A 21,156-nucleotide genomic window follows, 5' to 3' on the forward strand; every position below is an offset into this window, starting at 1 on the left:
ACCCGGCCCTCAACGGCTTCACCGCCGCCTTCACGGCGCCGATGACCATCACCGGCGGCGCGAAGATCTACACGATCTACACCTCCCAGGCCGTGTTCAACGGCGAGGTGATCATCAAGCTCTCGACCGACGGCAAGTTCCTGATCGTCGGCAAGCTCAACTTCGCGGCCGACAACATCTCGGTCAGCGGCCGCCTGTACGCGGACCTGTCGAAGATCGCCAGCGGCTCGGCGACGGTGCTGTTCCTCGCCGACGTGCCGGATCAGATCCGCATCCTCACGATCTACGGCAAGCTCAAGATGGGCTTCAAGAACGCCAACGGCGAGGACGTCGTGTTCGACGTGCTCGACGTGCCGACGACGCCGCCGGGCTCGACGAAGCCGACCGCGACGATCATGAACCCGACGACGAACGGCGGCTCGGTCGCGATCACCCGCACGACGAGCTACATCGACGTGCTGTTCACGCCGCCGACCGGTGGCGGCCTCGACTACGCGACGATCCGCTCGATGAAGAGCTTCATCTCGCTCACGGGCGGGATCAGCCCGGGCACGTTCGGCGCGACGGTCATCCCGATGGCGGCCGTGATGGGCGCGGACGGCGTGCTGCGCTACGTCGAGCTGCGGGTCGACGGCGACACCGTCAAGGTCGGCGACGAGGTCGTCATGACGCGCACGCAGGCCGGCGCGGGTTCCAGCGACGAGGCGATGCTGCTGGCCGCGATCCGCAAGACGAACACCACGTACTTCCGCTTCATGCTCACCAACAGCGTGTGGATCGTCGGCGACTTCACGGTCACGATCGCCGCGGGCGCGTTCAAGGCGCTCGACGGCACGGCCAACGAGGCGATCACGTTCACGTTCGGCGTCGACGGCGCCACCGCGCGCCTGTCCGACCCCGGGGCGGGCGGCACGATCGACGTCAACGTGCTCAACCAGCGCAACTGGATCGACGTCACCTACGCGGCGCCCGGCGGCAACCTGTCGATCGACGTCGGCTCGATCGTCGACCTGGCACCCGAGTTCGTGCTCGGCGGCGCCGGACTCGGCTCGCTGGCGCTGGACGCGACGCGCGCGCCGACGCTGGTCTCGGGCACGACCTACCGCTACTGGCTCACGGGCGCGCGCGGCACCGGCACGATCACGCTGACGTACCTGCCGAACACGTGGGCGTTCAACGCCTCGACCGTGACCGGCACGACCGCGACCGCGCAGATCTCGCTGGCCGACGGCACGCCGTCGACGATCGCGATCACGCTGCCGACCGTCAACGGCCTCACGCTCGATCCGAGCTCGGTCGACCTGAGCGCCTTCAGCGCCACGATCTCCGCGCCGGTCGGCTGGACGATCGTCTTCGACGCCACGCGCGCGCCGACGCTGCGCACCGACGGCCCCTGGGATCTGCCGGTGCTGATCACCGCGCCCACCGGCGCGACCACCGGCACGGCGACGGTCACCTTCGCCGCCGGCGGCCTCGCGTACACGGGCCCGGCGGCCGAGGACGGCACGACCGTGGACGTCAGCGCCGGCATCCTCACCAACCGCACCTTCATCGACGTCCAGTTCCGCCCGGCACCCGGCGAGACGCTGCTGGAGTCCTCGATCGACGGCAACGAGCTCGCGCTCTCCGGCTTCGGCGGCAGCGGCGTGACCATCAGCACCGGCGTCGGCAAGGCGCTGAAGGTCGGCGACCACACGTGGCGCTTCATCCTCGACGGCCAGTTCCGCCCGGGCGAGGTCGTCGCCACCTTCCAGAAGGACACGTGGTGGAGCGACAGCGCACGCGGTCCCCCGACCGCGACCAACTCCACCAACCGCGAGCTCGCGCAGCGCTTCAACGTCGCCGGCGCGTCCGCGGACCTGGTCCGCACGGTCCCGGCCACGCAGGCCGTCGTCGGCCTCGCCGGCGCCACCATCGGGCGTGACCTGTTCAACCTCCTCGGCTACATCGAGGTCACGTTCCGCGGCTCGTCCGGGAACACCATCGACCACACGTCGATCAACGGTGGCGAGCTCGAGCTCCGCGACGCCGCCGGCACCCTCGTCGCCCTGTCCGGCACGGTCACCCGCGTCGGCCTCACGGACACGTACCGCTACGGCCTCGCCGGCGCGCTCACGAGCGGCGCCTACAGCGTCACGTTCGTCGCCGGCACCTTCACCGACACGGCGGGCATCGCCAACCAGGCCGAGACCGAGATCTTCAACCTGTCCGTCGCCACCGCGACGCTCGCCGACCCGACGCACGCGACGGTGCTCGATCGCGCCGCGCTCGAGGGCCGCGGCTGGCTCGACGTCACGTTCGCGGACTTCGGCGACTCCGGACTGGACTTCAACTCGATCACCGACGACGACGTCGAGCTCGCGCTGACGAGCCCCGGCTCGACGCTCGTGGTCGACGGGCGCGCCGTCCGCCTGACCGGCAACACCTTCCGCTTCTTCTACACCGGCTACGCCCGCAACGGCGCGATCACCGCGACGCTCACGGCCGGCACGTGGAAGAACCTCAGCGGCACCGTCTCCGCCGGCGGCAACGGCGCGACCTTCCACTACGCGACCTCGACCACCGAGCGCGACCGCCTGTGGATCGACGTGAAGTTCAACCCGATCGGCACCGCCACGGTCGGCACGATCGACGGCGACGAGATCACGCTGTCGGGCGCCGGCGCCGAGACGCTGCTCAAGCTCGGCGCGACGCAGATCAACGCGACGACGTGGCGCTTCCTCTACCAGGGCCAGCTCACGTCGGGCAAGGTCACGGTCGGCTTCGTCGCCAACTCGTGGCAGGACTCCGACGGCAACCAGGGCACGGCCGGCACGGCCCAGTTCGCGGTCATCACGCAGGCCAAGTCGTTCTTCATCGAGCTCAGCGGCGGCGTCATCCTCGCCCTGGCCGACACGAAGCTGATGGAGGCCAAGGCCACCGTCACGCTCGAGATCGACCCGGAGCGCAACGCGTTCCGCCTGAACTTCGTCGGCTCGCTGTGGGTGATCGGCCTCGGCACGATCGGCGCCACCGCCGGCCGCTTCGTGCTCGAGACGCCCCGCGACGAGGACGACTACGCGCGCTTCTGGGGCGTCGCCACGATCGAGACCAACTTCGCGACGCTCGAGCAGTACGGCATCTACCTGTTCGCCAAGGGCACGCTGCAGATCAACCTCACGGGTGAGCAGCGCGTCGAGACGCTCGAGCTGCCGGGCATCGGCAGCCGTACCTACACGCTGCGTCCGAACTCGTTCGGGCTCGAGGTCGTCGGCCAGCTCAAGCTGCGCCCGCCGGGCCTGGACCAGGACCTGCTCGTCGCGCAGGGCGGCTTCGCGATCAACATCAACCCCGAGCGGTTCGAGCTGTTCCTGACCGCCTCGCTGTCCTTCGGCTACGGCGACGCCCAGATCAACTACGGCGAGGCGACCGGCCTGCTCGTGATCCAGACCGGCGTCAAGGCCGGCGAGAACCTCGGCGTCGCGGGTCTGCTCACCGTCAGCCGCTCCGCCGGGATCGGCCTGCCGACCATCGGCTCGCTGTTCTCGGTCGACGGCTCGGTGAAGGTGATGTTCAACACCACCCGCCAGGACGTCACGTACAAGATCCCGGAGAACTTCAAGCCGCTGCTCAAGCCGGGCGACCCGAGCGAGATCAGCATCTTCGCGTCGGCGCCGGGCCTCGACGGCCAGCGCAACCCGAACGCGCCGCCCGGCGGCGAGATCTACGTCACGGCGTCGATCGCGGCCACGATCACGATCGGCGGCGTGATCACGCTGACCGGCTTCATCGGCATCGAGGCCGCGGGCTCGGGCACGGACGCGCGCCTGGAGATCACCGGCGCGGTCTCGACCACGATCGCCTACATCGGCTCGCTCACCGGCACGCTCAACCTGAACGTGTACGCGGGCGCGACCAAGACCGGCGTCGTCGGCCGCATCTTCCTCGCGCGCTCCGACGCCGGGAGCATCCCGGGCATCAGCCTCACCGGCCAGTTCCTGCTCGAGATCAACACCTTCAGCACGGCGCAGACCGTCGAGACGTTCAAGATCAAGACCCGCGGCAGCGGCGCGGCGACGTTCTTCGACGGCTTCGACCTCGACGCGCAGAAGCGCCCGAAGGTCGTGACGCAGACGATCTCGATCACGAGCGGCTTCCAGCTCAAGCTGGCCGGCCAGCTCAAGTTCGGCCCGCTGGTGATCACCGGCGAGTTCAAGCTGGCGGTCGGCGCGTCGATGGTCGAGATGGTCGTCAACGCGACGATGACGCTCAGCCCGATCGGCGACATCACGCTGGCCGACAGCGGCTTCCGGATCAACAGCCAGGGCCTCGTCGCGCGCTTCTCGCTCAACCTCGCGCTCGGCGGGAGCTTCGGCGGCGGCGTCGGCCTCTCGTTCGAGGCCAGCGCCCTGGTCGAGATCAACACGACCGGCCAGGCGCAGGCGTTCAACAACACGATGGTCCAGGCCGGCTTCCGCTTCGCCGTCTCGGGCAAGGTCTCGATCCTGCGCTTCGCCACCGGCGAGGGCTCGCTCGACATCACGATCGCCAACAACGTGTTCGCGATCTCGGCGAGCCTGACGATCACCGTCGGTCCGCTGGACTTCATGATCTCGGGCTCGTTCGCGGTCTACTCGACCGGCATCACGGCCGCGCTGGACGTCAAGCTCGACCTCAACCTGCTCGGCTTGATCGACCTCGAGATGAGCGGCAAGCTGCGGCTCGACACGCGCCCGGCGACCAAGTACTTCCGGCTCGAGCTGTCCGGCAAGCTGAGCGTGCTGAGCGTGATCAACCTCAGCGGCTCGGTCATCGTCGAGTTCTCCGAGTTCGCGTGGCGGATCGAGATCCCGCAGACGGGCAAGCTGAGCGTCGAGCTCGGCCCGCTCGGCCTGTACGCCTGGGGCTTCATCGATTCCTCGGGCAGCTTCGGCCTGCACCTCAGCGGCGGCATCGACCTCACGTGGGAGGGCAACGGCGTCCGCGGGTCGGTCAACGTCGACATCAGCTTCGACCGCTCCACCCAGCGGTTCAGCGCCTCGATCGGCGGCGGCGTCTCGGCCTACGTGCTCGGCGTCGAGCTGTTCGGCGTCAGCGCGACCGGCAGCGTCGTCGGCCAGCTCGGCTCGACGGTCACGCTGTACCTGAACATCAAGGGCACGGGCGTGTTCTTCGAGTGGGTCACGAAGGTCATCGAGATGCTCGAGTCGGCGGCGCGCGCGGCCGGCTACGCGATCAAGAAGTTCTTCGAGGGCGTCGGCTGCGAGATCGCCTCGTGGTTCGGCTCCAAGTGCAAGGACCGCAAGGTCGAGGTCGAGGTCCGCCAGCAGGAGAACGTCACGCGCTCCTCCGCGTTCTCGATCCCGATCGCGACCTTCACGCTGCCGGGCGCGCTGGTGAACCAGAAGCCGCCCGCGCCGCAGCTCGCGACGCGCCTGGCCGACGGCACGCTGCGCCTGAACGTGGGCAGCTTCGCGAACCTGCGCACCGTCGGCGTCGGGCTCACCGCCGAGATCTACGACATCGCGCGCGTCGGCGGCATCGACGGCGCCGAGTCGCTGCGGATCACCGCCTTCGGCCGCACCGAGACGTTCGAGGGCATCAAGAAGATCACCGGCGACTTCGGCGGCGACAACGACGTCCTGAACGTGCTCGAGGGCGTGTTCTCCGACATCGAGGTCTCCGGCGGCACCGGCAACGACTCGCTCAGCTACCGCGGCAAGGGCACGGTCACGCTCAACGGCAACGACGGCAACGACACGCTGTACGTCGCCAACACGCTGAACATCGTCACGCTCAACGGCGGCAGCGGGAACGACACGCTGATCAACGACGCGGGCGGCCGCGGCTTCCTGTACGGCGAGGGCGGCAACGACACCCTGCTCGGCGGCGCCGGTGACGACGACCTCTACGGCGGCGACGACGACGACGTCCTGCAGGGCCGTGGCGGCAAGGACTCGCTGTTCGGCGGCGCGGGCAACGACATCCTGCGCGAGACGCTGGCCGACCTCGTCGTCGGCGAGCGCTTCGACGGCGGCGGCAACCGCGAGGACGCCGACGAGGCGACGTTCGACGACCTCGACCTGCTCGAGATCATCGGCGACGGCGGCAACAACTCGATCCGCGTCTCGCGCAACGGCGCGGACCTGGTCATCAGCGAGCTGCTCGGCAGCACGGTCGCCGGCTCGTTCGCCGGGGTCAACGTCGAGCGCCTGCGCCTCCTCGGCGGCGACGGCGCCGACACGTTCCTGCTCGCCGGCGCGCTCGAGCAGTCGACCGGCACGGCCGTCGGGCGCCAGGGCCTGCGCACGATCGACATCGACACCGGCACGGGCGCCGACGTCGTGACCACGCAGCTGACCGGCGGCGACGACGACGTCACGGTCGTCACCTACAAGGACCCGCTGTCGGTGGCGAACGCGACCGCGGTCACCTGGAGCGGGCACTACGCGCTGACGATCAAGAACACGACGACGGCCGACCGCCTCCGGATCGAGGCCCTCGGTGGCAACGACACGCTCAACGCGAGCGGTGTCACGCCGGCCGCCCAGGTCTGGAGCCGGATCGACCTCGTCGGCGGCGAGGGCAACGACCAGCTGATCGGCACGCCGTTCGCCGACTACCTGGACTCCGGCTTCGGCAACGACCGCGTCTCGGGTCTCGGCGGCAAGGACACCTTCGTCGACGCCGGCGGCACCGACGAGATCGTCGAGACCGGCAAGGACTTCGGCCTCTACGGCAACCTGCTCGTGATCGGCACCTACGACGCCCTCGCCGGCGTGTTCACGTCGGGGACGGACGAGGACGTCTCGATGTTCGAGCGCGCGACGCTCACCGGCTCGCTCGGTGGCGAGAGCAACACCTTCATCGTCGGCTCCGCGACCGGCGCCGTCACCATCACCGGCATCCCGACGATCACGGGCGTGCTCGCGTGGCGCGGGATCGCGACCCTCAACGGCCGCGGTGGCGCCGACCGCTACGTGATCGAGACGGCCGGCGTCCGCGGCGGCACCGTCAACGTCGTCGAGAGCGCGGGCGCGACGGGTGACACGGTCGTGATCAACGGCACGGACGGCGCCGAGCACGGCCGCGTCTCGCTCGGTGCGGCGCTGCTGGACGCCGACGCCAGCGACCCGGACACGGTCGGGAACGTCTTCCTCGCCAGCACGCGGATCACGCTCGACGACGGCAACGCCGCGCCGGCCACGATCAACGTCGCCAGCACCGTCGCCTCGACCACGGTCAACCTCAAGGGCGGCAACGACACGCTCGCCGTCCGCGGCCTGAACCTGGCGCTGACCGTCGACCTCGGCCTCGGCGACGACCTCGTGCTGGCCGGCTCACGCGCGTTCGAGCTGGAAGGCTCCAACGAGGGCGGCACGCTCGACGACTTCGACGCCCGCCTGACGCTGCAGGGCGGCGGCGGGCGCGACACGCTGCGCGTCGACGACAGCGCGGCGACCGCCGACAAGACCGGCGTGCTGACGGCGACGCTGCTGACCGGCCTCGGCACCGCGGGCATCGAGTACCTCGCGTTCGAGGACTTCGCGCTGGTGCTCGGCTCGGGCAACGACACGCTGACCGTCGACAGCACGGTCGCGGGCCCGAGCACGATCACGACCGGCGCCGGCAAGGACACGATCACGCTGCGCACGCTCGGCGGCGCGACCACGGTCGACACCGGCAGCGGCGACGACGTCGTCCGCGTCGGCTCGCTCACCAACCTGCTCGACGGCATCGCCTCGACGCTGTCCATCCAGGGTGGCGGCGACCGCGACGAGCTCTACCTGACCGACGCCGGTGACGCCACCGCCGGCACCGGCCGCGTCACCGCCACGACCGTCACCGGGCTCGGCCTCGGCGGCACGCTCACCTACCTCGGCTTCGAGGCCTTCGAGCTGCTGCTCGGCTCCGGCGCGGACGTCCTGAACGTCGACTCCACGCACACGGGCACGACCCGCATCGACCTCGGCGCCGGCGCCGACCGCGTCGACCTGGAGACCACCGGTGGCCTGACCCGGATCGAGGGCGGCACGGGCACCGACACGTTCAACGTCAACCCGGTGATCGACGCGGTCAACGGCCTGGCCGCGAAGCTGACGCTCGACGGCGAGGGCGACGCCGACACCTACAACATCAACCTGTGGGGCGTCGGCGGCTCGATCATCGACGTGGCCGACAGCGGCGCCGGCGCCGGCGATGCGCTGAACGTCAACGGCACCGAGGTCGCCGACCAGTTCCTGCTGCGGCGTGACCTCGTCGCGCTCCTGAACGCCGGGTCGCTGGTCGAGCGGATCGAGTACGACACCGCGATCGAGGCGCTGTTCATCGACGCGCTCGGCGGCGACGACCGCTTCGCGCTCGACGACAACTCGTCCGTGACGACGATCGAGGGCGGTGCCGGCAACGACCTGTTCCAGGTCGGCCAGCTGTTCGGCTCGATCATCTCCACCGAGCCGCCCGCGACGATCGACACCACCCGCGGCAAGCTCACGAACGGCATCAGCTTCGCCACCACGATCAAGGGCGAGGCCGGCAACGACACGTTCGGCATCTTCAACAACCAGGCGACGCTCGACGCGCAGGGCGGCGACGACGACGACACCTTCATCGTGCGGACGTTCACGACCGGCACCACGGTCAACGGTGGCGGCGGCAACGACGTCATCAACTACGTCGGCAGCGCGCCGCTGAACGTCGACGGCGGCGCGGGCAACGACCGCCTGATCTTCTACGGCACCGAGCTCGACGACGCCTTCCTGCTGACGGCGACGACGATCTACGGCGGCGGGCGCATGCTCGTCTACACCGGCCTCGAGCTGGTCGAGCTGGACACGCTCGAGGGCGACGACGTGGTCGTCGTCCACAGCACCGCCGCGGGCGTCACCACGCGGATCCGCACCGGCCTCGGCGGCGACCGCGTCGTCATCGGCGGCGACAACCCGGCCGTCGACACGGGGACGAGCACGCCGACGCTTCCGACCCCGGAGCACCGCGCCTCGCTCATCCAGGGCGCGCTCTTCATCGATGGCGGCCGCGGTGGCGTCGCCGAGCTGGACCTGCCGCTGGCGGTCGTGCTGCCGGGCGAGATCGCCACCCCGCCGCTGCCCGCTCCGCTCCCGCCGGCGTCGGTGCCGGAAGAGGACCACGTCGACACGCTCGAGGTCGACGACTCGGCCGGCCTGGGCGGCAACGGCGTGCTCACGCGCGACACGCTCAGCGGCCTCGGCATGGGCGCCGTGATCACCTACAACGACTTCGAGGCGCTGTACATCCAGCTCGGCGACGGCGTCGACACGTTCACGGTCGAGACGACGATCGCCGGTCGCACGGTGCTGCAGACCGGCGGCGGCGCCGACGTCGTCCGCGTGAAGACGATCGACGGCCTGACGTTCGTCGCCACCGAAGGCGGCGACGACCGCATCACCGTCTCCAGCGACGCCGGCACGCTCAATCAGCTGCTCGCGCTGCTGACGATCGACGGCGGCGCCGGCAGCGACAGCGTCCGCCTCGACGACGCGGCGGAGACCGACGCGGAGACCGCGACGATCAACCCGACGACGGTCACCGGCCTCGGCATGGGCACCGGCACCCCGGCGGGCTTCGCGCAGCGCCTGACCGTCACCGGCCCGTTCGTGCTCTACGTCCTGCTCGCCGACGGCACCTACAAGACGACCGCGCAGCTGGCCGCGAACGCCACCGCCGCGCAGATCCAGGCCGAGCTGTCGAAGATCGTCAACCCGTACAGCGGCTCGTTGTTCCCGTTCACCGACAACGTGCGCGTCGCCCGCTTCGGCAACCTCGTCGAGGTCTTCTTCCAGGGCCAGTACCGCACGCGCGGCGTCGCCTTCGCCGAGGGTGCGGTCGTCGAGCGGCGTGCCGCCGGCGTCGACTACTACGGCGTCGAGACCCTCGAGATCCTCACGGGCTCGGGCGCCGACGTGATCAACGTGAACGGCACGTCGGCCGCGACCACGGTCAAGACCGCCGACGGCGACGACCGCGTCTACGTCTCCTCGCTCGCCGCGTTCGGCCTGACCGACCGCCCGGCGTACCTGCGCGGCGACCTGAACCGGCTGAGCGGCTCGCTCACGCTCGACCTCGGCGCCGGCCGCCACACGCTGATGATCAGCGACGAGGCCGCGACCGCCGGCGACACCGTCACCATCGACGCGGTGGCCGACGCGATCCGGATCGCCGGCCTCGCGACGGGCACGATCACGTACCGCACCGACGGCACCTTCGCCGACGGCATCACGGTCTGGACCGGCTCCGGCGCCGACACGATCAGCATCAGCGCGACGCACCGCGCTCCGGGCGTGCGCACCGTCACCTTCCTCAACACCGGCCTCGGCAACGACGTCGTCACCGTCGACCTGAAGGCCGGCGAGGACGACCTGCTCGTGCTCAACACGCAGGGCGCCGTCCAGCAGCTGCTGCCGGCCGGCGGGGACGTCGTCGGCGTGAGCGTCGACGGCCTCCCGGTCGCGGCCGCCGCCTGGGTCGCGTACACCGGAAGCCTCGGACTGCTGACCGCGCCCGCGGCCGGCTCGACCATCGCCGTCACCACGCGCACGACGGACATCCGCGCCTACCGCCTGGGTGCGAGCGGCGTGATCGTCAGCACGCTCGACATCAAGGCCGGAGACGTCGTCACCGCAACCGTCGACGGCCTCGCGGTTTCCGTCCTGGGCGTGGACGCGGCCAACAACACCGTCACCCTCGCGGGCCGCGACGGCGCGCTCGCGATCCTGACCGTCGTCTCGACCACGACGCAGACGTTCGGCGCGCCGCAGACGCCGCTCGTGGCCGACGACGACACCGTCCACGCGGAGACCTCGACGCTGCCGCTGATCCTCTTCGGCGGTCAGGGAGACGACAAGCTCTACGGCGGCACCGGTGGCGACATCATCTTCGGCGACCGCGGCCGCGTGATCGCCGGCGGCAACGTGTTCGGCACCGGCGGCCTGGGCGACACCACCAACGGCCTCGACGAGGCGGTCAACCTGCTCTACGGCGTCGACGTCTGGGTCGGCGGCAACGACGTGATCGTCGCGCTCGACGCCGACGACCTGATCGTCGGTGGCTCGGGTAGCGACACCATCACCGCTGGTGGGGGCGACGACGTGGTGTTCGGCGACAACGGCCGGATCGAGATCGGCAAGTCGATCGCGACGACCGACGCCACCTTCGGCGGCGGCGACCACATCACCGCCGGCGCGGGCCGCGACCTGCTGCTCGGCGGCGCCGGCAACGACACGCTGATCGCGGGCACCGGCGACGACATCGTCCTCGGCGACCACGGCGTCTTCACGTTCGAGGGCGGCGTGCTGCGCTTCGTGCGCACCACCGACTTCAACGACGGCGGTCGCGACCGGCTCGAGGGCAACGAGGGCGACGACGTCCTCGTCGGCGGCTCCGCGGGCGACTCGATCGACGGCGACGCCGGCAACGACCTCATCTTCGGCGACCAGGTCAGCCTGGACGGCCGCACGGTCCTCGACCTGTACCACTCGATCGCGTACGCGACGGCGGCGATCCCGGCCGGCAAGGTCGCGAGCTTCGGCGACGACTACATCACCGGCGGTGCCGGCGACGACCGGATCTTCGGCCAGCTCGGCAACGACGTGCTGCTCGGCGACGGCGCGCTCGAGGACCCGGCCGCGGGCGCGACGCGCATCCCCGGCGCCGGTGACCCGCTCGGCGCGCTGATCCTCAACCCGGCGGTCGAGCGCCTCACCGACGGCGATGACTCCATCGAGGGCGGCGGCGGCGACGACGTGCTGTTCGGCGGGCTCGGCAACGACAACCTGATCGGCGGCAGCTCGAGCCTGCACACGCTCGTGCGTCCGGACCAGCGCCCGGACGGCAACGACTACCTGTTCGGCGGCGCGGGCACGCGGGTCGCCGCCAACGACCTCGCGTCCGGCAACGCCGACGCCGACGTGCTGGTCGGCGACAACGGCATCATCGCCGCCGACCGCTCGGTCACGCTGCTCGATGGCGCCGGGGCGGACGAGCTTCACGGCGAGGCCGACGCCGACCGCCTCTACGGCCAGCTCGGCAACGACCGCCTGTTCGGCGACGCGGGCGCGGACGCGATCTTCGGCGGCGCCGGCCACGACTGGATCAGCGGCGGCACCGGCAACGACACGATCCTCGGCGAGGACGGTGACGACGTCATCTTCGGCGGCCTCGGCGACGACGCGATCGACGGCGGCGCCGGCGACGACGCGCTCTCCGGCGCCGAGGCGCTCGAGCTCGCGTACGCGGCCAACCGGTTCGACGGCGGCGTCTTCGACGTCGTCCGCAGCGACTACCTGCGGCCCTTCAACCCGGGTGGCCTGCTCCACTACGGCCTGCACGCGACGGGCGCCACGCTCGCCGGCTTCGCCCTGTTCGACGAGGCGCGGCCGTTCCAGCGCATCCTCGTCGGAGGCGCGGACTTCTTCCTCAACCACGACGCGGCCAACGGCCCGAAGCTGCCGCTCGTCCCGAGCGACGGCGACGACCAGATCGTCGGCGGCGTCGGCAACGATTGGCTGACGGGCGGCACGGGCCGCGACCAGCTGTCGGGCAACGACGGCGACGACGTGCTCAACGCGGACGACGACCTGACCACGGGCGGCGGCTCGAACCTCGTCAACGACGCCGACCCGAGCTACGCGGACGTGCTCCGCGGCGGGGCCGGGCGCGACCGCTTCCTGACCAACAACGACGGCGACCAGGTCGTCGACCCGGACGCCGCGGACACCGCCACGCCGCTGCCGACGCCGAACACGCCGCAGCCGGGCACGCCGCAGCCGGTCGACCCGACGCCGATCGCGGTGCCGTCGGTCGAGGGGACGGTCGTGGGCGCTTCGCCGCTGAACCCGCAGTCGGGCAAGACGGGCACGCGCCTGAACCCCGACCGCGACAAGGCCAAGAAGAAGAAGAAGAAGGCGAAGAAGAAGCCCAAGAAGAAGGCCAAGAAGAAGAAGGCGACCAAGAAGAAGAAGAAGGTCGTCAAGAAGAAGAAGACTTCAAAGAAGAAGAAGCCCGCGAAGAAGAAGAGGAAGTCGTGAAACGACTCTTGACACTCGCCGCGGTCCTCGTGGTGTGCTGCCAGGCGGCGCCCGCGCAGGCCGTCGGCCTCGACGATCCAGCCGCCCAGTGGCTCCCGCGCTCGGACGGCGCGACGTGGATCTACCAATGGGGCAACAGCGCCTTCTCGCCGCCGCGCGCGGAGCGCTACACGATGACCGCGCGCACGGGCACGGGCTTCCGCGTGGCCTGGGAGGAGTTCGGGCTGCGCCCCGACGAGTTCCCGGCGAACGGCTTCGCCGACTTCCGCCACACGGACGCGGGCCTGATCAACACGAACTTCCAGTCGACGCCGGTGCCGCCGCAGTTCCCGGTGCTGTGCGGCACCGCGGCGCGCTGCTCGAACACCCTCGCGGGCACGCTCTTCCAGGTCATGTGGGGCACGCGCTCGCCGGTGCTGGCCGAGCCGCTCGTGGCCGGCACGACCTGGAACTCCGTCGGCGGGACGACGAACGACGTGACGGCGTCCAACCGCTACCGCGGCGTGGTCGACGTGTCCGTCCCGGCGTTCCCGGTGCCGGTCAAGGCGGCCAAAGTCGAGTCCGTCATCACGCAGGCGGGCGCGCTCGGCGATCCGTTCGGCTCCGGCCTGCGGACGGTCTGGTGGGTGTACGGCGTCGGCCCGGTCAAGGTGCTCTTCCAGCACACCTCCGGCGAGACGAGCTACGCGACGCTGCAGCAGACGAACCTCACGCCGCTGGCGCCGCCGAGCGACGTGAACCTGATGCCGCTGACGCTCGGCGCGGAGTCCACCTACCGCTGGCGCAACTCGCGGCACATGAAGCGCTGGTCCGAGCAGCGGGTGACGGTCGCGGCGTCCGCGAACAACACGTCGCGGATCAACGTGCTCGACACGCGCGGCCCGATCGACGTCAACGCGAGCTACCTGTTCTCGAACCGGCTCGGCGGGCTCACGAACGTGACGACGCGGCTCCGGCGCGCCGAGACGAGCTCGAAGCTGCCGGCGCTCGGCCCGGCCAAGGGGCCTGAGGGCCGCGCGCGCTTCGTCACGCCGCTGGACCTGATGACCTACGGCTTCAACCCGGTGTTCCCGTCGTACGCGACGGACGGGCAGACGTGGCGGTCCTCGCGTGAGTCGCGCGACTTCGCGGTGTACGGCGTGACGGGCTCGTCGACCGTGCTCGGCACGCGCACCGTGCGCGTGCCGGCGGGCCGCTACCGCGACGCGGTCGCGATCCGCTCACGCCTGCGCCAGAGCAACCACGCGTTCGGCTCGGGCACGCGCACGATGTACTTCGCGCCGGGCGTCGGGCTCGTGAAGATCACGTTCCGGCACGCGGACGGCAGCACGTCGACCGTGGAGAAGACGGGGTGAGGCGCCGGCGCGTCCTTGCCGCGGTGGCCCTGTCGGCGGGCGTCTTCGCCGCGCCCGCGGCGGCGCAGGTCCAGCCGCCCTCGCTCACGACGGACACGCGCTTCGCGTTCGCGGGCGTGTCGGAGTTCGACTTCACCGCCGGCGTGGTGGACGACACCGCGGCGCGAGCCGCCGTCGACCCCGACCTCGACCGCGCGTACGCGGTCGGCGCCACCAGCACGTCGATCGCGGTGGTCGCCCGCCGTGCGGACGGGACGCTGGACTCGGGCTTCGCCGGGGACGGCTCGCTCGAGCTCGCGCTGGGCCGGAAGGCGAACGCGGTCGACGTGGCCGTGCTCGACGACGGCCGGCTGCGCGTGCTGGCCCGCACCGACGTGGCGGCGAGCGGACCGGCCGACTACGACACCGCGATCGTCGGCCTGCTGCCCGACGGCTCGCCCGACCCCGCCTTCCCGACCGTGACGTTCGCGGGCGGAGCCGGGAACGACGCGCCGGGCGCGATCGACGTCGACGTCGACGGGACGATCGCCGTGGTCGGCGGCACCGGCGCCGACACCTACCTGTGGACCGGAGGCGTCCTGACGACCATCGACGCGTTCCCCGGCGCCAACGACGCGGGCGTCGACGTGGCGTTCAACGCCGCCGGGCCGGTGGTGCTCAGCAGCACGGGCACGCGCACCGCGGTGCGGTCGGGTGGGCTCAGCACGGAGGTCACGGTGCCGCTCGCGACGTCGGTCAGCGGCGCCGCGCTGCTCGTCCACGGCGGCTCGGCCTACGTCACCGGCGCGGCGACCGTCGCGGGTGACTCGGACGCGTATCTCGCGCGCGTCGGGTCGACGGTCGAGACGCGGCGCTTCGACTTCCGCGGCTCGGTCTTCTCCGGCGACCAGCCCGTCACGGGCGCGGGCCAGGATCTCACGCTCGTGCCGGGTGACCCGGACACGCTCGTGGTCAGCGGCTTCGCCGAGACCGACCGCGGGCGCGAGTGGGGCTTCGCCGCGTTCAACTCGCTCGAGCGTCCGCTCGCGGAGCTGCAGTACACGGATCTCGTGGTCCCGGTCGCCGGCCAGGGCGGCGCGTCCGGCGTCGCCGGCACGGAGGGCTACGTCGCCGCCGCGGGCACGCTGCGCGACTTCTCGCTCGAGACCGGGACGGGGACGAACGACCTGAGCATCGGCCTGGGTCGCGTGCTGATCGACAACGAGAAGCGCTGCGACCTGGCGCTGGCGGTCATCGCGCCGGTCGAGCTGGTGCTGCGGGGCCGGACGCCCGGCGAGGTGTCGGTCCGGGTGACGAACAACGGCAAGCGCCCGTGCGCGGGCGTGATCCGCGCGCCCGCTCCGTGGGTCGTGGGCGGCGCCGTCGACGTCGGCCGGCTCGTGCCCGGGCAGACGCTCACGCGCACGCTCGCGGTCGGCTACGACGCGCCGCTGCCCAACGACGGCACGCTCGAGCTGACGCTGGCCGCTCCGGCCGACACCGCGCTCGGCGACAACGTCGTGCGGCTGCGCGCCGTGTTCTCCTTCTGCGACCTCGCGCTGTCCGTGCTCGAGGCGCCGCCGGTGATCGGCACGGAGGGCGCGCGCCGGTTCGCGTTCACGGTCCGCAACGTCGGCACGGCGCCGTGCCGCGCCGCGCAGGTGATCACGCGCGCGCCCGGCGTGCGCGGCGGCGCGGTCAAGCCGTACTCGGTCGCGCCGGGCAAGTCGGTCGAGGACGAGATCAGCGTCAGCATCGTGCGCGGGCTCAAGACCGGCACGAAGGCGCCGCTCGCGTTCCGCGTGGTCCACGGCGAGGACGTGGTCATCGCCAACGACACGGCGACGAGCGAGCCGGTGGTGGTCAAGCCGGGTGACACGAACGCGCGCACCCCGCTCAGAGGCATCTCGTTCTCCGGGCGCGCGACCAAGGGCTCGGCGCGCTTTGTCTCCGCGCGGACACTCCGGGTGGCGCGCGTGCAACTGGCGGTGCGCCGCCTTGGCGGCGAGTGCCGCTGGCTGAGCTCGGCCCGTGGCGACGTGCGGACCGTCGACGAGAGCGACGCGGGCAAGTGCGACGAGCCGGTGTGGGTGACGGTCAAGGGAACAGAGCGTTGGAGCCTGCGGCTCGCGAAGCGGCTTCCCAAGGGTCGGTATGAGCTGCGCACACGAGCGGTCCTGCGCAACGGGCTCGCCGAGGGGCGCTTCACCCGATCGGACAAGAACCTGATCCGGTTCCGCGTGCGCTAGACGAATGTCGGGGGCGGCTCGGAGCCGCCCTCGCTCTAGATTCGCCCTCTATGCGGAGGACGATCTGCCTTGGCCTGCTCGCGCTCGCGCTCCTTCCGGGGACCGCGGCCGCCGGCCCGCTCGACGACCCGGCCGAGCAGTGGCTCCCGCGCACGGACGGCGCCAGCTGGACGTACGCGTGGTCGAACACGACCTACCAGCCGACGCCGCGCGTCGAGAAGTACACGGTCGCGGCGCGCGCGGGCACGTCGTTCCGCCTGAAGTGGGATGAGGTCAACCCGCCGGCGACGGACACCGCGTCGGCGGGCACCATCGACTTCCAGCACACCGATACCGGGCTGGTGAACACGAACTACCAGTCGTCGCAGCCGCCGCCGCGGTTCCCGATCCTGTGCGCGGCCGCGACCGACTGCGCGAGCTCGCTCAGCGCCGCCTGGTACATGGTGATCTGGGGCACGCGCTCGCCCGTCTTCGCTGAGCCGATGCTGCAGGGCACGCGCTGGAGCTCGGTCGGCGGCGCGTCCAACGACGTCGCCTCCAACAACCGCTATGTCGGGCACGTGAAGGTCAAGGTGCCGGCGTTCCCGGCGGGCATCGACGCCGCGCGCGTGGACTCCGACGTGACGCAGGCGGGCGCGATCGGCGATCCGTTCGGAACGGTGTCACGCACGGTCTACTGGGTGCGCGGCGTCGGGCCGGTGCGCGTCGTGATGAAGCACGCGTCGGGCGAGACGTCCACGGCCGACCTGACCGAAACGAACCTCAAGCCGCGGCCGCTCCCGTCCGACGAGAACCTGCTGCCGCTCAACCGGGGCGACTCGGGCACCCTGCGCTGGCGCAACTCGAAGTGGATGAAGGCCTGGTCGACGCAGTCCTACAGCGTCGTCGACGTCGTCAACTCGACCGCGCGCGTGGACTTCAAGCACGTCAGCGGGCCGCTGCGCGTGGCCGCCGCCTACGGGCTGTCCTCGCGGCTGTCGGGCGTGACGCTGCTGTCGGGCTCGAGCCAGTCCACCGGCGGGAAGTTCCCGAAGCTCGGCAAGTCGCGCCGGTTCACGACGCCGTTCGACCTGATGGTCTACGGCTTCAACCCCGTCATCCCGTCGCCGGGCTCGCGCACGGGCACGACGTGGCGCACGTCGCGGACGAGCCGTGACTACTCGATCTTCGGCGTGACCGGCAACGCGACCGTGCTCGGCACGCAGACGGTCCGCGCGCGCGGCAAGCGGTACAAGGCGGTCGCCATCCGCTCGCGCCTGGAGCAGGGCTCCAACCGCTTCGGGTCAGGCACGCGCACGTCGTGGTTCGCGCCGGGCGTGGGCCTCGTCAAGCTCGTCTTCAAGCACGCCGACGGCTCCGTCTCCACGGTCGAGCGGGTCAAGTAGGTGCGACGGGCCGTCGTCGTGCTGCTGGGCGGGGCGCTCGTCGCCGGCTGCGGCGGCGAGGACGCCGAGCGAGCCGAGGTGCGGTCGTACCTCACGCGCGTGAACGAGGTGCAGTCGGCGCAGAAGGACGTGCTCGTGCGGGCCGACACGGTGCTGCGCGGCTACGCCGAGAGCAAGCCGATCGGCGCGCCCGCGCTCGAGGGCGTCGAGGCCGACGTGCGCCGCGTGCGTGCCGAGGTGGCGGCGGTCCGGCCCCCGGCGGCGGCGCGCGAGGTGCACGACTCGCTGCTCGCGATCTACGACCTCGACGCCGAGCTCGTGGGGGAGGCCGTGCGGATGCTCGAGTACCAGGACGCCGCGCCGGAAGCGCTCGCGCCGCTGGACAAGGCCAGCAGCCGCCTGCGCCGCGACCTCGACCGCGCGAAGACGGCACCGGCCCAGGCACGCGCGTTGGACCGCTTCGGCTCAGCGCTGGGGCGCGCCTCCAAGCGGCTGGACCTGCTGGACGTGCCGGTGCTCCTCGAGCCCGCGCACGCCGCGCAGGTCAAGCGCCTGGGCTCGACACGCGCGCTGTCCTCGCAGCTCGAGTCGGCGGTGCGCAATAAGGACTCGCGCCGCGTCGCCACGCTCCTGCTCCGCTTCCGCAAGAACACCGCCTCCAAGCGCGCCGAGCGCCGCCTGACCCGGAGCGGCATCAAGGCCTACACGGCCCGGCTCCAGGAGCTCACCGAAGCGCAGACCGAGCTCGGTCGCGCCCAAGCCCGACTGAACCGGACGTTCCGCACTTCATGAAGCGCTTCCTCCTCACCTCGCTCGTCTTCCTCGCGGCGCCCGCCACGGCGTCCGCCGCGCCGTCGCTGAGCATCGACACGCTGTTCGCGCCGCTGTCGGGCATCGCGACCGACGACTACAGCGCCAGCGTCGCGTCCGACATCCCGGCGGAGATCATCGCCGCGGGCGGCCGCGTCTACACGATCGGCTCCACGTCGGCCGACGACGGGAACCTGTACATCGTCGCCCGACGCTCCGACGGCACGTTCGACACGTCGTTCTCGGGCGACGGCCGGCTGACGGTGTCCGTGCCCGGCACGGAGGCCGAGAACGTCAAGGCCGCCGCGCTGGCGCCGAACGGCGCGCTGCGGGTCGCGGCGTCCGTCGACACGAGCATCGGCTCCTCGAGCAACCGCGACGTCGCGATCATCGGCGTGCTGCCGGACGGATCGCTGGATCCGAGCGTCGGCTCCGGCGGCATCACGGTCTTCCCGGTCGGTGGCGGCGACGACGACCCGAACGGGATCGCGGTCGATGCCGGCGGCCGGATCGCGATGACCGGCTCCACGCTGGCGTCCAACGTCAAGGACACGTTCGTGTCGCTGCGCAACGCGGACGGGTCCCCGGCGGCGTTCGGGGCCGGCGGCGTGGTCGTGCTCCCGCGCGCGGCGGGCGGGCTGGCGGACGAGGGCCAGGACGTCGTCTTCCGCCCAGGGGGTGGACTCGTCGCGTTGATGAGCGTGCACCTGCCGGGGGTCGGCGCGGACACGAACGAGACCTCGGTGCTGCGCGGGTTCACCGAGGACGGCTCGACCGACCCGAGCTTCGGGGACGGCGGCGAGACCGCGCTGAACGTCGGCACGCCGGACACGAGCGCGCCCGGCCTGATGATCCACGGCAACCGGCTGTGGGTGACGGGCAAGACGATGAGCGGCGTGCAGCAGCTCGCGTTCCTCGCGCGCACCGAGCTCAACGGCACGGGCCTGCGCTTCCACCAGTTCGAGATGCGCGGCAAGTCGAGCGGCACCGAGGCGCTCAAGTCCGCCGGCGCCGACCTGACCGTGCTGAGCGGCCCGCCCGAGACGCTCGTGGTCGTCGGCTCCTCGGTCACGCCTTCGTCGGGACTCGGCGGGTTCGCCGCGACCGCGTTCACCGGCTTCGAGGGCGACTTCCCGAACGGCATCAGCCAGGCCACGTACGTCGACTCCGGCTCCAACCAGACCGGGCTCGTCTCGGCTTCGCCCGAGGGTCCCTACTCGCTGGTCGCCGCGGGCCTGCTGCTGAACTCGTCGTCGTTCGACACGAGCTTCGCGACCCTGCGCCTGCTGCTCGACGCGGACAAGAAGTGCGACCTCGCGATCGACGTGCCGTCGCCGCTCGAGCTGACGTTCGTCGGCCGCAAGGGCACCGCAGCGCAGATCTCGGTCGAGAACAAGGGCGAGCGGCCGTGCGGCGGGACGGTCACGGTCAACGCGCCGTACGCGCTCGGCCGCGCGGTCCAGACGGGCACGATCGAGCCGGGCGCGAAGTTCGTCGCCAACGGCGTGCCGGTCACCAGCGGGACGATCCGGCGTGCCGACGACGTCGCGCGCTTCACGGTCAGCACCGCGGGCGACAGCGACGCCAGCAACGACGTGCGCGGCGTGCGCGCGGTCTTCTCGTTCTGCGACCTCGCGCTCAGCGCGGTGCAGAAGCCGGCGACGATCCCGAACGAAGGTGGGCGCCGCGTCGAGGTCGGGCTGCGCAATGCCGGGACGCGCACCTGCCGGTCGGTGCGGATGAGCGTCCCCGACGGCGCCGGCGAGGGCGCCAGCAAGCCCTACTCGATCGACCGCGGGCGCAGCGTCTCCGACGACGTGCTCGTGTCCTCGAAGCGCAGCGCGAAGATCGGCAAGAAGGTCACCGTGCGCGTCGCGAGCTCCTCGTCGGACGACGACCCGTTCACGACGAACAACACGTTCCGGCTGACCGCGCGCGTGGTCGGCGTGGGGGACTCGCGCGTCTCGTCGGCTTCGGCGACGCGCATCTCGGGCTCCGCCTCGCGTGGGCGGGGCGTCAAGGCCGATCTGAAGGGGCTCCGGGTCACGCGCGTCGAAGTGGCGGTGCGCCGGCTCGGGTCGGGTTGCCGCTGGCTGTCCGGCAAGCGCGGGAAGTTCGTGTCCAAGCAGGGCACGTGCACGCCGTCCGGCTGGCAGGCCGCCTCGGGACGCGGCTCATGGCGCTTCTCGATGCGTGCGCTGCCGAAGGGCCGCTACGAGGCGTACTCGCGCGTGGTCACGGCCAACGGGTTCCGGGAGGGGCGCTTCTCCAGCTCGGACGGGAATCGGAAGGCGTTCCGGGTCCGCTAGAACGGCCCACCGGAGGGGGTGCCGCA

General features: G+C 71.5%; 6 protein-coding genes (1 of these 6 running past the window's edge). All 6 read left to right on the forward strand.

Annotated features, from left to right (window positions below):
- Tightly spaced (at most 50 nt apart), the 6 genes in view from C8N24_RS18980 to C8N24_RS19005 form a layout consistent with a single transcriptional unit that may run on beyond the window.
- Window positions 1–13,043: the 3' end of an FG-GAP-like repeat-containing protein gene (locus C8N24_RS18980; protein ID WP_121252537.1), read on the forward strand. Its footprint begins 18,802 nt before the window's first position; the window shows 13,043 of its 31,845 coding nt (coding positions 18,803–31,845); its start codon lies off the left edge, out of view; the stop codon is at window positions 13,041–13,043.
- Window positions 13,040–14,398: a hypothetical protein gene (locus C8N24_RS18985; RefSeq protein ID WP_147447878.1), complete on the forward strand. Its 1,359-nt coding sequence runs from the start codon at window positions 13,040–13,042 to the stop codon at window positions 14,396–14,398. The genes C8N24_RS18980 and C8N24_RS18985 overlap by 4 nt, the downstream gene beginning before the upstream one ends.
- Window positions 14,395–16,626, forward strand: a complete 2,232-nt coding sequence (locus C8N24_RS18990) for a hypothetical protein (RefSeq protein WP_147447879.1) — start codon at window positions 14,395–14,397, stop codon at window positions 16,624–16,626. Before C8N24_RS18985 ends, C8N24_RS18990 begins: the two co-directional genes overlap by 4 nt.
- 50 nt (window positions 16,627–16,676) lie before the next feature.
- Window positions 16,677–18,011 carry a hypothetical protein gene (locus C8N24_RS18995; RefSeq protein ID WP_121252543.1) on the forward strand — a complete coding sequence of 445 codons (1,335 nt, stop codon included), beginning with the start codon at window positions 16,677–16,679 and terminating at the stop codon, window positions 18,009–18,011.
- Window positions 18,012–18,803, forward strand: a complete 792-nt coding sequence (locus tag C8N24_RS19000; RefSeq protein ID WP_121252545.1) for a hypothetical protein — start codon at window positions 18,012–18,014, stop codon at window positions 18,801–18,803.
- Entirely contained in the window at window positions 18,800–21,130 is a 2,331-nt protein-coding gene (locus C8N24_RS19005) for an NHL repeat-containing protein (RefSeq protein ID WP_121252547.1), read from the forward strand. Before C8N24_RS19000 ends, C8N24_RS19005 begins: the two co-directional genes overlap by 4 nt.
- The last annotated feature ends 26 nt before the right edge of the window (window positions 21,131–21,156 follow it).

Origin of the sequence: Solirubrobacter pauli, from assembly GCF_003633755.1 — a bacterium.
Taxonomy (GTDB): Bacteria; Actinomycetota; Thermoleophilia; order Solirubrobacterales; family Solirubrobacteraceae; genus Solirubrobacter; species Solirubrobacter pauli.